Annotated in this window: 12 protein-coding genes and 1 tRNA gene; 7 read left to right on the top strand and 6 right to left on the bottom strand. The window is 34.0% G+C overall.

Features of this window, described 5'->3' with window-relative positions:
- Window positions 1-432 carry a DMT family transporter gene (locus tag INT39_RS01265; protein ID WP_193015390.1) on the top strand — a complete coding sequence of 144 codons (432 nt, stop codon included), beginning with the start codon at window positions 1-3 and terminating at the stop codon, window positions 430-432.
- A 33-nt stretch (window positions 433-465) separates the two neighbouring features.
- On the opposite strand, the gene INT39_RS01260 is transcribed toward INT39_RS01265, so the two are convergent.
- The 3 genes from INT39_RS01260 to INT39_RS01250 form a co-directional block, all read right to left on the bottom strand.
- The gene (locus tag INT39_RS01260; protein WP_193015389.1) at window positions 466-879 is read right to left on the bottom strand and encodes a DUF6122 family protein; all 414 of its coding nucleotides are present in this window, start codon (window positions 877-879) and stop codon (window positions 466-468) included.
- A 110-nt stretch (window positions 880-989) separates the two neighbouring features.
- Window positions 990-3,302: a hypothetical protein gene (locus INT39_RS01255; RefSeq protein ID WP_193015388.1), complete on the bottom strand. Its 2,313-nt coding sequence runs from the start codon at window positions 3,300-3,302 to the stop codon at window positions 990-992.
- A gap of 87 nt (window positions 3,303-3,389) precedes the next feature.
- Window positions 3,390-3,461, bottom strand: a tRNA-Arg gene (locus INT39_RS01250).
- Window positions 3,462-3,605: 144 nt separating this feature from the next.
- On the opposite strand from INT39_RS01250, the gene INT39_RS01245 reads away from it, so the two are divergent.
- The 4 genes from INT39_RS01245 (at window position 3,606) to mnmH (ending at window position 9,921) form a co-directional block, all read left to right on the top strand.
- Window positions 3,606-4,289 (top strand): DUF6304 family protein, encoded by a 684-nt coding sequence (locus INT39_RS01245; protein WP_193015387.1) that lies wholly within the window; start codon window positions 3,606-3,608, stop codon window positions 4,287-4,289.
- Window positions 4,290-4,427: 138 nt separating this feature from the next.
- Entirely contained in the window at window positions 4,428-5,534 is a 1,107-nt protein-coding gene (locus tag INT39_RS01240) for an efflux RND transporter periplasmic adaptor subunit (RefSeq protein WP_226894009.1), read from the top strand.
- A complete protein-coding gene (locus tag INT39_RS01235) occupies window positions 5,531-8,614 on the top strand; it encodes an efflux RND transporter permease subunit (RefSeq protein ID WP_193015386.1) in 3,084 nt (1,027 codons plus the stop codon). Before INT39_RS01240 ends, INT39_RS01235 begins: the two co-directional genes overlap by 4 nt.
- A gap of 221 nt (window positions 8,615-8,835) precedes the next feature.
- Window positions 8,836-9,921: a tRNA 2-selenouridine(34) synthase MnmH gene (gene mnmH / locus INT39_RS01230; RefSeq protein ID WP_193015385.1), complete on the top strand. Its 1,086-nt coding sequence runs from the start codon at window positions 8,836-8,838 to the stop codon at window positions 9,919-9,921.
- Between the two features lie 123 nt (window positions 9,922-10,044).
- Here mnmH and INT39_RS01225 read toward each other — a convergent pair whose 3' ends face one another.
- Complete coding sequence (locus INT39_RS01225; protein WP_193015384.1) at window positions 10,045-10,803, bottom strand: DUF4184 family protein; 759 nt, start codon at window positions 10,801-10,803, stop codon at window positions 10,045-10,047.
- Window positions 10,804-10,991: 188 nt separating this feature from the next.
- On the bottom strand, window positions 10,992-12,551 hold the full coding sequence (locus tag INT39_RS01220) for a bifunctional metallophosphatase/5'-nucleotidase (RefSeq protein WP_193015383.1): 1,560 nt from the start codon (window positions 12,549-12,551) through the stop codon (window positions 10,992-10,994).
- 169 nt (window positions 12,552-12,720) lie between these two features.
- Here INT39_RS01220 and INT39_RS01215 point away from each other — a divergent pair, with 169 nt between their 5' ends.
- The gene (locus INT39_RS01215; RefSeq protein WP_193072068.1) at window positions 12,721-14,097 is read left to right on the top strand and encodes an IS1 family transposase; all 1,377 of its coding nucleotides are present in this window, start codon (window positions 12,721-12,723) and stop codon (window positions 14,095-14,097) included.
- 34 nt (window positions 14,098-14,131) lie between these two features.
- On the opposite strand, the gene INT39_RS01210 is transcribed toward INT39_RS01215, so the two are convergent.
- A complete protein-coding gene (locus INT39_RS01210; RefSeq protein WP_193015381.1) occupies window positions 14,132-15,535 on the bottom strand; it encodes an MFS transporter in 1,404 nt (467 codons plus the stop codon).
- A gap of 93 nt (window positions 15,536-15,628) precedes the next feature.
- Here INT39_RS01210 and INT39_RS01205 point away from each other — a divergent pair, with 93 nt between their 5' ends.
- Window positions 15,629-16,420: a helix-turn-helix transcriptional regulator gene (locus tag INT39_RS01205; protein WP_193015380.1), complete on the top strand. Its 792-nt coding sequence runs from the start codon at window positions 15,629-15,631 to the stop codon at window positions 16,418-16,420.
- Window positions 16,421-16,422 lie beyond the last annotated feature (2 nt).

The following is a 16,422-nucleotide window of genomic DNA, read 5'->3' as shown; positions in this document are numbered from 1 at the left end:
ATGAGTATTTTTATTTTCATTGCATTATTTAATGGTGTTTGTATTGTAACCAGCCGTACTTTAAATGGTCAATTGGCACAAAACAGTAATGCATTTTATAGCTCTTTAATCAATCACTTAGTTGGTTTTATATTTTTAACTATCTTCGTTTTATGGATAAAAGATTACCACACTATTGAGTTATCCACGATCCCGTTAATTGCCTTTACCGGTGGTATTATTGGTGCGTTCTTTGTTGTGATTAATAGCTATGTTTTACCTTTATTAGGGGTCATGTTAACGTCGGTTTTAGCGATTTGTGGACAAATGATTTCAAGTCTTGTTATTGACATATTAAGTGGTGTTGAAAGCAATAATTTACTCTTACAAATAATTGGTGTACTACTAATCATTGGTGGTGTTTTAATCAAATTTACTAAGCAATCCAAATAAATTTAATGAAAAATAAGGGAGATTTAAGCTTCCTTATTTTAGAATAAAAACGTCATTATTAAAATCAGGCACAAAGTTAGTTTTATTGCAACTCATCACTATTGTTATATCGGATTTTAACCCACCTAAATAACAATCAACAGAATCAGTAAATAAATGGAATAAACACCCTACCGCAATGGCTTTTAATTTCCAAGAGGGTAAAAACCATAAACCTAGATAAACCAAGGCTGCCCAAACAGTATGTAATGGATGAAAGCCTACGCTACAACGGTTGGGATCAAAAATAGGTGTTGCTAATAAATGGTCAATATCAATGGCCATTGTTCCTATCATAAGAAGTGAGGCTACCTTCCAGTTCTTACGCCAGAAAAGATAGCCTAATAAAATTGGCGCCAAGAAGTGCAAACTGTAATGTAAAAGTGTTCTAATAATTTCGAATATCACCTAAGCCTCTAAACTAATTAAGTTAATCTGATTTAGTGCTATTGTGGCATAAGAATAAATAGGCAAAAAAGAGCCATTCAGCCTATTTAATTGTTATGCCTATCTTAATTTTATTCGCGAATCTCTTCGCCATTAGCTTTTAAAATAGACTTCATCATCCAATGTTTTTCAGACCAACCATAAAAAATAAGATGTGATGCTTTATCATCATAATTATAGTCATTTGGCGTATTTATTACGGTCATTAACCCATTCCAAATTGGCATAAATAGTGTTTTGAAATATTGAGATTGGGTATCGATATAATTTTCTGCCCATAAGATAAATTGTTGCAGTTCTTCTTGGGATAAATAAGAAAGGTAAAAAACACATTGTCGCCATGTGTAAGCCGCATTTTTTATTGTGATTAATGATGCGTGATAACCACGATATGGAGCCTGTAAATAGCGTTTGATGACTTGCAGGCATTGTTTACACATATCAAGTAAGAATGGTTGTAATTTATCAGCAAGACCAAGATTATTAAAAATAGTATTAAGATTATGGGTTGTTAATACGTAAGATTGCTCAAGTAATCCCCCATTTATTGCTGGAGAATAAGAGCCAAACTTTTCATTTGTCCTATTTTCACACCATTTTAAAATGACACGAGATGCAGCATAAGGGTCACCTCCTTTTACATTCACAGACGATAAAGCAGAGAGCAACTCATGTTTTAATAGTAAATAATCAATGCGATAATATTGTGAATACAAGCTGTAAGGTAACACTGAATCCGCATTTTTTACTAAAATATTAGCGATTTTCTTACTAAACATTCCCATAAAAATATCTGCCGCAATCTCTTCACTCCATCTAATGTTTGGGTCTATTTCAGATGTCAGTGAATTTAATTCTTGTAATAAAGGATTAGGTAATTGCGTATGTGGAAAATAACGAAAGTTTAATAACAGAAACTCATTTAATACTTCTGTAAAAATAGTTTTGTTGGAAATCTGTTTTGTACGAAACTTATCAATAATCGCAACCCACGGAAGCTCTTCTAATTGTACTTGATGTTGTAAATCTAATAGTAATAAAGAGCGGCGTTGTTTAAATGCTCGATAGTTTTTTTCGTAAAGATGGCGTAATGGAATATCTAACAGATTATTAGCACGTAAACCCGCTGTAATTTGAGGAATAATATTGCTTAGAGCTTCTGAAGATGTGATTAACTTTTGCTCAATAAGTTGGCTTGCTGTAGTATTAAAACTACGCATTGTCTTATACGTAATTATACTTGGTATGGGATGATTTTTTGTTAAGTTAAATTGTTTTGCTTCACTTTCAGAAATCGCTTCTGTGGCAATCTCTTTATCATCAAAGCCATTATTAATATCTAAGCTGTCGAGTCGATTTAAAATGACTCGACTTAATGTGTAATGTAATGGTGCTTGCACATCATCTTGTTTTATTTTTTGTTTTTTGTCGCTTTTTTCTGAATTTGGCTCGCCATATTTCTCGATATGACGTTGTAATAAAACACGAATATGTTGTGCTTGATGAAGTTCTAATTCATTTTTCTCAAGCGATAATTGCTCAATAGCAATACGCAATTTTGCAAAGTCGCCTTTATTTTTTATAGGGTTATTGCAAAGGAAATATTGTTTACGTAGTTGGAAATACTCAGCAAGAAGATCTTTTGCCGATTGTCTCCATAAAGGTGTAATTGTATAACTTGATGACTTATCAACAATCTCTGAAAGTAACGCTACCATTTTCACTTTAAAAGGATGCCAAATAGTCACGGCTTCTTGTTGAGCTAATACACGTTTGTTTGGTTTTATTCTTTTAAGATCGTAAATTGTCATATCAAGCTCTTGCACCCTTACTGTACTGCTAGAAATAACAGGCTGTTCGACAATATGAGGGTAAAATCTTAATACTGAAAACCAAGGCGAAACTATATCAAGCAAGTCTCTTGCATAAGCTTGCGCTTTATTTCTGATCAACCATGCAACAGTGAGCAAAACGCTCTCTTCAGGAACGGTAATAAGATAGTTTTCATTATCTAAACATTTATTAAGAACATTCATTCCTTCATCAGTTAAATAGTAGCTATTTAACGCTAATCGCTGATTTTCAGGCGAGGTTTTTATTTGCAGTTTATCTAATAGGTGCTGCTCTTCAGGTGTTATTTCTCCACCCGCTAACCAATTACCTGTCGCGAATCCACCTTTTATAACTTCAAGCGTGATCCATGCGGGGGTATTTTCGAATGGTGTTCGGCTACCATAATTGGCTTGTCCTTGCAGTATTTGGTGTAAGACGGCTTCCCATTGTTGAACTTTGTTGTTATTTATCTCGGGTTGGCTTAGCGTTTTAGCCAATTGTGATTGTGCGTAAGAAAGTCCAACAGGTAATAGGTTTTGTTTATCAGCCATGATATTCACCAAATAAAGAGAGGTATTCGAGATGGTTTTTGATTGCTTTGAAAGGAGTCAAGCAATAGGAATTATGATTAATGAGGGATCCAGAAGCAGGAGTTGAACCTGCGCCCTTTCGGTCCGAAGCCAAATGCTCTGCCACTGAGCTATTCTGGAATACGTTGTGATTATAAGTGATAAACAAAAAATATCACCTTAATTGTACTCATGGTTATTAAAAAAGTGAAAAATACACACCTAAATAAAACAATATGATGATAGTATCTGCGGAATATGTAACGGTTTTATAAAGGATTAAAAATGAAACCACAGATACAGTCAAATTTATCAGGATTCTCACTGCCTTTTTATTTTTGTGACAGTAAAGGAGCTGAAGCTGGAACATTAATGACAGATGGGCATTCATTACAGTTTATCTTAAGAGATGTTCTATTTAATGGATCATCATTTAACTTACTTTCATTTCCTGAAATTAAGAAAGAAAAAGTGATTAAATTATTTGATATAGATGAATTTGATACTGTACAAGGTGTTTTTAGTATTGAATATCCAATAACAATAATGGAGGCAGGAATAGAGACAATTGCACCTATTATTTTGCAATTTGATTATACAGACGATAGAAATGATATCTCTTATTTATTTAATTATCATGGTGTTAGCTATAAATCTGAGGGGTTGTTTTCTTTTGTTGAAAATGCGCTTATTGATTTACGACAACGATTACCTAATCGTTGTCAAATTAATTGTTGTTTATCTTGCAAATATTCAAGCTACCACCCCGTAGGTAATAATGATTTTGGTGATTTAGCTTGTTTTAAATATGCCAAAAATGCCCTTTCACACGTTAAGGATAAATATGCATTATTAGATATATGGGATAATACATATCAAGAAAATCAACGTTCTCAGGTACAAGAAACGTTTATTTGTTCTGAGTTCATTCATTCTAGTGAGGAAGATTGGTTATATAAGTGCTATTAATCTTATATAAATATTGTTGTGTTCTTCTCTAGATTAAAATCTCATTAAAATAAATATCCTACCTTAACCTGAATTTAAGGAATTGGAATTCCTTCAGCATTACATTGTTCCCTATTATTTTTAGGGAAATAAAGATTTATGAAAAAGCTTCTTTTGAAGATAACATTTGTTCTCTTCAGTTGTCTTTTGACATCGGTTATTCATGCCGAAGAAAATGAAAATATTATTAAATTAAGTGTAACTCAGCCCAAAATTGATCGCTATGTTGAGGTTCTTAATATACCGGGTATTTTTGTTGCCAAAAATGAAGTTTCTATTGGTTCACCGTTACAGCAACAAATGGTGACTGCAGTCTTTGTTGAAGAAGGACAATGGGTAGAAAAAAATCAATTATTAGCAACATTAGAATCACCTATTCAAACCGCAACAGTGATGCAGTTAAAAGCAGAAACTGAAAAAGCGACAGCCTATATACAACAACAAAAAGTGTTAACGGAACAGGCACAAAAAGAATTAACTCGTTTAAGTGCTTTGGCTAATCAAGGGGTTATTTCAGCCAATGATTTTGAAAAAGCCAAATCAGAAACATGGGCTAAAAAAGCAGAATTAGAAGCCACTCGTGCAGAATTACGCCAATTAAATGCACAACTAGCAAGGGAACAAAGCCAAGAAGATAAATCTAAAATTATTGCCCCAGTCGCTGGTGTTATTAGCGAACGTCATGCAATGAATGGCACACTTTCTGACAATACGTTGTTATTTAAAATTATTGAAAATAATGAAATAGAGTTTGAAGCTAATGCGCATTTATCTGAGCTATCACAAATTAATCATTCATCAGATGTAAAAGTCAAAGATTACACAAATAAAGAACTATCTGGTGCAATCCGCTTTATTTCTTCAAAAATAGATACCTATTCTCAGTTAGGAAAAATTAGAGTTTCATTAACAGACAAACATAATCATCGTATTGGTGAAATGGGTGTCATGATTTATACCCAACAGCCACAACAGAGAATGACGCTTCCGTATAGTGCAATCAGAACTGAAGCTAATGGCATTCGGAATATCTTTATTGTTAATCATGATAAAAGAATTGAAATTCAACCTGTTGATATTGGTGGCGTTCATAATGGGCGAGTAGAAATATTAAGCCCATTATCTACTGATCTTAAGGTTGTGGCTTATGCTCAAGCTTTTTTATCTCAAGGTGATCTTGTAGTTCCAATGAAGGATATTCAATGAAATTACAATTATCTTCATGGGCGATAACCAAACCAATTCCCACCATTGTTATCTTTTTGGTACTGACTATTGCCGGTATTTTTTCATTTATTCAATTACCGGTTACGGCAAATCCGGTTATTACATTCCCTATTGTGACCGTCACCATTACACAGGATGGTTCATCGCCTACTGAATTAGAAAATGCAGTAACAAAGCGTGTTGAACGTGCTGTTTCAGGTATTCCGGGGATCCGTCATATCACTTCTTCAATTAGTGAAGGTGCTTCTTCAACGGTTATTGAGTTTGACTTAAATATTGATGCTTATATAGCAACGAATGACGTTCGTGAACAAATTGTGCAAATTAGAGGTGAGCTACCTCAAACTATTGATGAGCCGTTAATTAGTCGTGTAGATGTCGAAGGTGGTGCAATTTTACGTTATATGGTCTCTTCCTCAACGATGTCATTAACCGATTTATCATGGTATGTCGATGATACTATTAGTAAACAACTCGTAATGGTTTCGGGAGTACAAAAAATAAGGCGCTTAGGTGATGTTGAGCGCGTTATTCGTGTCGAACCTGATGCACAAAAATTAGCCGCATTACAACTTCCTATTACGACTATTAATGAGCTTCTGCGAGGTGTTCACCAGAATTCAGCGGGAGGAAGTACCAAATATAATACACTGCAACACACCATCCGTGTTTTAGGTGAAAAACAGAGTGTTGAGGAAATTAAAAATATTCTATTACCGACTGATAATGGGCAATGGATCAAATTAGGTGAAGTTGCCAATATCTATGATGGGCAAAAATCAACTAAATCTATTTCTCAACTTAATGGTAATGATGGTGTTGGGTTTGCTATATATCGAACAAAAGGTTCTAGTGATACAGTCGTTGCTGACAATGTTGAAAAGGTATTGGCACAACTAAGAGAAGCTAACCCAGATATTAATATTGAGCTTATTTCATCAACAGTAAAATATACTGAGTCTAGTTATCATTTAACGATAAAAACATTAATTGAAGGAGCTTTCTTAACGGTTATTATCGTTTTGTTTTTTCTAAAAAGTGGGAGAGCAACATTAATTGCAGCGATTGCACTTCCACTATCTATATTACCGACATTCCTTGTTTTACTGCTTTTTGATTATAGTTTAAACAGTATTACGTTATTAGCGTTAACACTGGTTATTGGTATTTTGGTAGATGATGCCATTGTCGAAATTGAAAATATTCAAAAATATATAGAACGAGGTGAACGTCCTTATCTCTCTGCATTAAAAGCGTCAGATGCGATTGGTTTTGCGATAGTGGCTATTACTCTAACCATTGTTGCCGTGTTCCTTCCTGTTAGTTTTATGGGTGGGTTTGTTGGTAAATATTTTATTCCGTTTGGTATCACTGTTTGCGCTGCTGTACTTTCTTCTTTGTTGGTTGCTCGTTTAGTAACACCGTTAATGGCAGCTTATATTTTGTTGCCTCAGACTAAAAGTAAAGAACACAAAATGCCGCGCTGGGTTGATAAATATACGCATTTTTTATCATTAACCTTAAAACACCGAAAAGTGGCATTATCCATGGCATTCAGTTTTTTAATTGGATCAATGGCTGCTATTAGCTTATTACCTGTCGGTTTTATGCCTGAAGGTGATATTAGTATTAGTCAAATTAGTGTTGAATTACCGCCTGGCTCTCCAGTTGAACAGACACAAAAAGAGATTAATCAGTTAACTCGTTTATTAAAAGAGAGAACGGAGATTAAGTCTATTTATACTATTGCAGGTATTGCTGATGACTCTGATGGTATTGCTCAACATAAAGGCGAGATAATTCTTACGTTATCTGAACCTAATGAGCGTGTTTTATCACAAAAAGAGTTTGAGCAAGCAGTAACAATACTTTTTAATCAGCGCGCAGATATTAAATTTTCATTCAGTAACAGCAGCGGTAATAAAGAGTTTTCACTCGTTTTTAGTGGGAATGATGCTGAAGAATTAGATAGAGAAATACAAAAATTAACCGATAAAATAGCAACGTTATCAGGATTTAATAATATTCAGGTTGTTAAGCCATTATTGCGTAAAGAACTTATTGTTACACCTAAACTTGATAATTTAGGTCGAACTGGAATCAATGTCGAAGAGATTGCGAATACATTACGTATTGCCACCATGGGAGAGGCAAATTCTCGTAGTGCTAAATTTAATCTACCAGATAGGCAGTTGGCTGTTCAGGTTATCCTACCAGAATATCAACAAGACAATATTGAATTACTTAATAATCTCTATGTGAATAGTGGTGGACAGCCCCCTGTTCCGATTAAAACAGTGGCTAAAATAGATTCAGGTGATGGGCCTTCACAAATTGAGCGGATCAACCGCCAAAGAAAAATAGCGATCGAAGGTAATCTTGATGGTATTAGTTTAGGTGAGGCGATAGAAACAGTTATGGCTCTTCCTGAATATCAACAATTACCGCATACCGTGTCACAAGTAGAGTATGGTGATACAGAATATATGAATGATATGTTAATACGCTTTGGTTCAACGATGCTTTTTAGCATACTGTTAGTGCTTGCAATATTAATCGTATTATTTAAGGATTTTGTGCAGCCAATAACGATTTTGGTTGCATTACCCTTTTCTATTGGTGGCGCTATTATTGCTCTTGTTTTATATGGTGCGATGATTGATCTACCCGTCATTATTGGCATTCTTATGTTAATGGGAATTGTTACTAAGAATTCAATTTTATTAGTTGAATTTATTCTTGAAAAACAACGTACGGGATTATGTCGTGAAAAAGCAATTTTAGAGGCGGGTCAAGAGCGTGTTAGACCCATTATTATGACAACCTTTGCGATGATTGCGGGCATGATCCCTCTTGTTTTAACGACAGGAGCAGATGCGGGTTTCAGAGGGCCAATGGCTATTGCGGTTATTGGGGGCTTAATAAGTTCAACCTTATTAAGCCTATTGTTTGTGCCAGTTATTTATACATTTATGGATGACTTCAAGCATAAATTATTGCCTTTATTAGCCAAGTTAACCTCAGTCACACAAGAAGATAAAAATATTAAGCAGTGGTAACACATCGGTATTATTAATTTTAGATATGCCACAGGGTTGATGTGTGGCGTATTTATCTTTTTTGAAAATGAATATAACTGCTTATCATTTATTGGTAGTTAAATCTTGTTAGGAATAACACGCTATAATTTAATAAAACAAACTATCAACGCGTGTCATTACATGCTCTTAAGAGTATAGTGGTCAATCTTTCAGCCTGACTAGATATAACAATTTTTATTATGGAATCAGCGTTTTCTGCTCAAAATATTCGACATATTCTCGCTAATAACACACCTATTATTGATGTGCGTGCGCCTATTGAATTTAATCAAGGCTCGCTCCCTAATGCGATTAATTTACCTTTAATGAATGATGAAGAACGTGCTGCCGTGGGGACTTGTTATAAACAACAAGGCTCACAAAAAGCGGTTGATTTAGGGCATCAATTGGTTAGTGGTGAAATTCGTGATAATCGTATTGCTGCTTGGCGTGAAGCTTGTGAGCAATTTCCCAATGGTTATATTTGCTGTGCTCGTGGCGGAATGCGTTCTCATATTGTTCAGCAATGGCTTAAAGAAACAGGTATAGATTTTCCATTAATTGAAGGGGGATATAAGGCGTTAAGGCAGACTGTTATTGAGATGACAAATGAATTCGTTCAGCGCCCTATTATTCTTATTGGTGGATGTACTGGTAATGGAAAAACAACTTTAGTGCGTTCACTACCTGAGGGTATTGATCTTGAAGGTATTGCACACCATCGAGGTTCATCTTTTGGTCGCACTGTTGAAGATCAATTTCCTCAAGCTACATTTGAAAACCATCTTGGTGTTGAAATGTTGAAGAAATCACAAAAATACACACGTTGGGTGTTAGAGGATGAAGGCCGTGCTATTGGTGCCAATGGATTGCCTGAATGCTTACGAGCTAAAATGGCAGAAGCATCAATCGTTGTTGTTGATGATCCCTTAGAGCAGCGAATTGAACGATTAAAAGCAGAGTATTTCGATCGCATGACACACGATTTTATGGAAGCGTATGGAGAAGATAAAGGCTGGGAGGCTTACAGTGATTATTTACATCATGGTTTATTTGCAATCCGTCGTCGATTAGGTTCTCAACGTGCCGCTGAATTAACTCAATTGTTAGATAACGCACTAGAAATACAGAAAAAAGAAGCGAATACTGAAGTGCATTTCTCCTGGCTAACACCTTTACTTAAAGAGTATTACGATCCTATGTATCGTTATCAATTAAGTAAAAAGGAAGATAAAATTATTTACCAAGGGCGTTATGACGAGGTCGTGGCGTGGTTTAAACGCTAATAAATCACAAAGACATTCTGTATAAAATACACACTATATGCATCATATAAAAAGCTTCTGTCAGTTGATTTCACACAGAGGCTTTTTATTAATTTACTGGTTCAAGTTTAGTCTTAGCCTGAACTATAAGATGTCTTGTCTATTTTTAATACAATATAACAGTGATCCTAAGACTATTATTAAGCCAAAGAAAAAAGGTACAGTTAAAGAAAGTTCCAAGAAAATAAACCGATTAAGATTAATTCCCTCGCCTTTATTTGAATACTGTAATGCTAAAGGTAACGCACATAATCCTGAGAATAAACCAATCCCCATTAAACGATATAGCTTAATACGATTTTCTTTTTGTATTTGAAGATCTTGCTTACGTTGATATTGAATGTATTTCCAGCAAAGATAAAGTAACCCTAAGATAGAGCCTAAATGTTGCAGTAATTTATAAATTGCAATCTCTTGACTGTCTGTCATGCCTTGCAATAATTGTGCTTGTAGCACAGAAAAGAATCGGACTGCTGTTCCTGTTTCATGAGTAAATGAATCCCATACAATATGTGTTAATGCGCCAATATATAAAGATAAAACAAATAGGCTTAACGTCCGAAGATTGAATTTTATAGGATCATATAAAGGTATGGGTGATACATATTTTAATGGATTTCTGAATAAATAATTTAAGATAAAAACAAAGATACAGAAAGGAAATGCGGTATAAAACCAACCGAATAAATCATGTGCTGTTGTTGCGGACTGATATAAACCAAAAGAATAAAGCAAATCAGGTGAGGTGCTTCCCACAATCAATGCAGGTAAATTAAGGTATTTACCTATTCGAGTCTGTTTTAATGGAAAAACAATTGAAGGATGTGAAAAAGTCCATGGCATAGGAATATCTCTACAAAACAAAAATGAATAACAAAATAAATATGAGTATATCAGCAGATTAGCTCAGTTTTATCTGATATCACAATACTCATACAGATTAGAGATACTCTTTATAGTTAAGACAAAATATGCCATTAATGGTGAGTCCATTAATGGCATTAAATGATGGGATTATGGATTATTTATACTTAATTTGTGGTTGAAATATCAATAATTCGCTCTTCTTTTGGCATTTCTATTGTCACTTTTTGCTTAATATATTCAATAACCGCAGTGGCGGCACTGGTGTTAGGAATATCTTTAGCATTTCTGCCTTGAGTAAAGGCGGCAAATCCATCACCACCCCTTGCTAAGAAAGAATTAGCAATAATGGGGTAATAGGTATTATTGTCGATAGGCTTTCCATTAATTGAAACGGAGACAATACGCTCATTAAGTGGTTTTGAACTGTCATACTTCATTTCAAAACCACTTGAGGCTTGCAATACACCATTGGTTAAATTTGCAGAGTGGTTCATTAATTCTCGTAAATCTTTACCACTTAATTCCATATAAGTAAGATCATCTGGGAATGGAAACATACTAATAATATCCCCAATCGTGATATTACCTTTATGTATCTCAGTACGAATACCACCACTATTTACAAAAGCAACTTGAGCTCGATTATCTGTCATCAAAAATGCATCAGTAATTAAATTACCTATGACAGAAGACTCTCCATAAGAACGGGTAAGTTCTTTATTTGTATTACCAATTTTTTGTTGTGCTATTTCATCTAATTTTTTAGTCCATGCTTCTATTTTTTTCTGTGTATCAAGATCAGGCTTGTATTCATCGGCAAAAATATTAACTAACTCACCTTTATAGCTATCAATTTTTTTAGTTTTATCGTTGATATCTAAAACTAATTTTCCAACATTAATGCCATAAGCATCCGTAGAAACAATCAATGTATCATTTACTTTAATTGGTTCTGGTGTACCTACATGAGCATGGCCAGTAATTAAAATATCTAATCCTTTAACTTGCTGTGCTAATTCAATATCTTTTTGTAGCATGCGAGCGACATCGGTAGCGCCAAAACTTGATTGTCTGGCAGGAACACCTTCATGAACAAGTAATACTGTAATATCTACTTTTCCTTTAAGTTCATTAAGGTATTTATTAAGGTATTCAACTTCGTCTCTTGCTTCTACCCCTTCCCGTTTATCTTTATTAACAGTATCATAAAATGCAAATTTGCCGTGTAATCCGATTACACCAAATTTAACGCCCTCTTTTTCTAAAATAATGTAAGGTTTATTCCATACAGCTTTTCCATTATTTTCATAAAAAACATTACCTAAAAGGACAGGAAATTTGGCTTTATTAAGCTGTGTAACCATATTATCAACACCGTGGTCAAATTCATGATTACCCACGGAAGCTGCATCAAATGACATTTCATTCATAATATCGATAATGGCTTCACCTTGCGTTAAGGTACTTAAATAAGGCCCTGTAAAATAATCGCCGGCATCAAAAAATAAAACACCGGGATCATTCTTTTTTGCATCTTTAACGAGAGTGGCAATATTCGCAAAACCACCGACTAATCTATCTTTGCTGACATAAGGTGCTTTAAAAGGAACCGCATTTGCGTGTAAATCGTTAGTGTGATAAATGGTAATTTCTTGAGCAAATACAGAAGAGCTGCCTAATAATGTACCAATTAAAAGAGGCAATATAAGAATGGGCTTATTCATAATAATATCCTGTAATAATGAGAATACTGAATTAACGTCGTTGATGTTCGGTATCTAGTTAATAACACCTGACGTGTTAAAAATATGATAACTATCACAGTGCGTTAGCATTACGTTTAGTGGAATTATGTTATTATCATTTTGTGTTGGTTTTTCGTGGCAAGAACTGATGAAAATAATAAAAGAAATTAATGTTAATGTATGTAAAACAGAGGGTTGTGAACACTTTTCTGAAGTGGTAGAAGACGCCTATGTGATCCCCTCTTTTAAACTGGGTTTTCCTGCTGTTTATTGTAGTCGTTGTGGTGGCAGCAGTGTGTTAATTAATAATGAAGATATCAAAATATTATTAAATCCTTATGTTGATTTTTTTAAATTAAACATTAATGAACAATGCCCACACTGTGATTCATTAGAAAAAGTACTTTATGGAAAAACAGCAAAAGGAACAACGCGCTATCAATGTAAATGTTGTAATACGGTTTTTTCACTTAAAAATAGTATAGATTCAAAGAATCTTTTTAATAAAATAATGACGTTATTTATTTTGGAAGCGCAAATTCCAACTTATATTATAAAAACTCTTGGTATTACTCCGGCTTTATTTTATCGAAAACTTTCTACTATTGAAAAATTAATAGAAATAAAAATACGAAAATATGAGCAATATTTAGAAAAAAGTAGAAGCTATGATTTACAAACGAATGTATTTACTTTGAATTGTCGGAACAATGCCACAAAAGGGTTTTCTAATGAACTTTTTGGTATGATAACCTGTTGTTCAAAAACAGGTTATGTTTTTCTTCCTAGTGTTAATTGGAGTGAGATATTAGTAAGTTCTGATAGCCAATATCATAATAATACTAAAAAAGAAATATTAGATAATACTCAGGGAGTATTACTTGATAATATTATTATGCGATATGAGCAAATAAATAGCAGAAAAAGTTTTGGACAAATTCAATACACAGATAAAACATGTTCTGAACATATCATTGAGCCCGTTGTTTTATCACACTTTCATTTTCTTAAATTAAAATTTATTCTACCAGTAAATATTCAACATCATTTTATTTATCATGATAGCTTTATTCGTGGTGGATGTATGGTGGCGTATGGAAAAGAAATAAAGAAAAAACACTCTCATCTCTATTATGTTGTTTCAAATGGTTCTCGTTTAACATCAGAATTTAATTATAAAGGGAGTTATACCCTGGGTTGGTGGAATAATAAATGGTATGAATTTATATCTCCAGATAAAAAAGAATTATTTTATTTGTGTAATTTAGGATTAAATAAAAATAATGATATCCATTTTTACACTGCAATAATGCCTTCGCTTGATTATAGCCAATTATTTATTCAATCATTTAAAGATAAATTTCCTGAGTCTTTTTTAAAGAGATTATCTCCCAATACAGTAAAATTATTATTATCTATTTATAGTTTTTATTATAATTATTGCCTTACTCAAGATGGCAAAGTGCCAGCGCAAAAAATCGGATTATTAAAAGAAAAGATAACAATAAAAGATTTTTTTATCTAGCCTTATTAAATGCGAATAATAAGGCTAGGTTGATTTAATTATTTGTTTTAACTGTTATTTTTCTTAGTAGTAACGAGGCGGCTATAGCCATAAGAAAATTGAAAGTCATACTAAAACTAAAGGCAATTTTATATTGTTCAATAGTATTGTTTAAGATGGGCTGATTAAGGCTAAATTGTAAAATAATAGAAACACATGTTGCCCCTATTGCTGCTCCAACTTGTTGCAATGTCGCCGTTAATCCTGATGCAATACCAACAAATTCGGGTTTAACTTTAGCTAAAACTAAATTAAGCATTGGCGTCATTACCATACCTTGTGTAAATCCGACGAAGAATAGAAATGGTGTAATCCAAGTGCTATTTTCGGGTGAAATTAGGTAATAAATACCAAAAATTAAAAAGAGATAGCTTAAGGTATAACAAATAGCTCCCAAATAGATTATATATTCACCATATTCCTTCACCCATTTAGGGGTTAATAATGATGACAAAACAAATCCAATACTGGCTGGAACAAAGATTAATCCTGAATCTAAAACGCTACGATTAAAACCACTTTGTAATAATATTGACATCATCATTGGAAAAGCTGACGACGTTGCATAAATACAGACCACAACCCCTATTCCAATAACATATGGGCTATTGGTTAGTAATATCGGATCAAAGAGTGGTTGTTTTCCTTGGTGTTTTAATCGGTTTTCATAGTAAAGAAAAACGCTTAATAAACTTAATCCGATAAGAAAAAGTAGCGTGCTGTGTAATGGCCATCCCCATATAGGTAGCATTAAAATAGGGAATAATGAGAGAGAGATACTCAAAGCAGACAGAATTACGCCACCAATATCTAGTTTGATATAAGCTAGCCTATCACTTTGGGTTAAATGGTGTGAAAGTACTAATGCAATAATGCCAATAAAAAGATTAATTAAAAAAACAGTACGCCATTCAAGTCCAAAAGGATTAAGTGATATTAAAAGCCCACCTAGGGCTTGCCCTGCAATTGCCGCTAATCCTAGTGTCATTCCTAATAAACCAAACACTTTTTTTGCTTGTACTTCATCAAAATTAAGGCGAATACTTGAATAGACTTGAGGAAATAATAATGCGGCTGTTAACCCTTGTAGACAACGAGCGATAACAAGGAAAATGGCATTCGGAGAAACTGCACATAATACTGATGTTAAAGTGAAGCCAAACATGCCAATACGATAAAGAGTACGACGACCGTAAATATCGCCTAATCGCCCTCCTGTAATTAATAATAAACCAAAGGCTAGCTCATACCCTACAATAATTAATGTAAGCTCTGTTAAGGTTGCACTGAGTGTCCGCTCAATATTCACAATGGCGACATTGACGACAAATAGATCAAAAATGGTAACAAATCCAGCTAATAGCAGGACAAATAAAGCAATACGTTGTTGTTTGTTCATTTCTTATCTCAATGATTAAAGAAATGAGACTATAATAAGTAATTTATCCTGATACAATTTAACCATTTATACTATTACTAAAAGCAATAGGCTATGACTGAAAGAAAACGAACTCGCCCTGAACTCGCGGATTTTTTGCGAACTAAAAGACAAAGTATTTCACCCGAAACAGTGGGATTACCTGGCGCTGGGCGTCGGCGCACACCCGGATTACGTCGAGAAGAAGTTGCCGCACTCTCCGGCGTGGGATTAACGTGGTACACATGGCTTGAACAAGGGCGAGATATTGGGGTATCGAGTCAATTTTTAGATAACTTAGCCACTGCGTTACGGTTAAATAATGCCGAAAGACAACATCTTTATTTATTATCACATATGCGAGAGCCCACAGAGACTGGCATAACAGAACATCATGTTCCAGCTACGATTTTACGAATTTTGGCTGATTTTCCACCCGATTATCTCTGTTATGTATTAAATCTACATTGGGATGTATTAGCCTATAATCAGAAAGCAGACGCCTATTTTCATTTTTCAGACTACAGTGCTGAAAATCGCAATTATCTTTACTTGTTGTTTATGGATCCTCGCTATAAAACGCGTATTGATGATTGGGATAATATTGCAGAACGGTTGCTAGCGAGTTTTCGACGTGATCATGCTAGAACAAAAAATGATCCTAATATTCGTAAATTAATTGCCACATTAAGTTGTTCATCACCTGAATTTAAACGTATGTGGGAAAAACATGAGATATATCCACCTTGCGATGGATTAAGAACATTGAATTTTAATAATAAAAAAGTGTGTTATGAATACACATCATTAGCGTTTGATTTAGAAAAATATAATCGAATTTTAGTGTATATTCCTAAAAAACCTTAACA

Source organism: Pseudomonas sp. FME51 (assembly GCF_014897305.1).
This window is presented reverse-complemented; position numbering and strand designations above follow the sequence as displayed.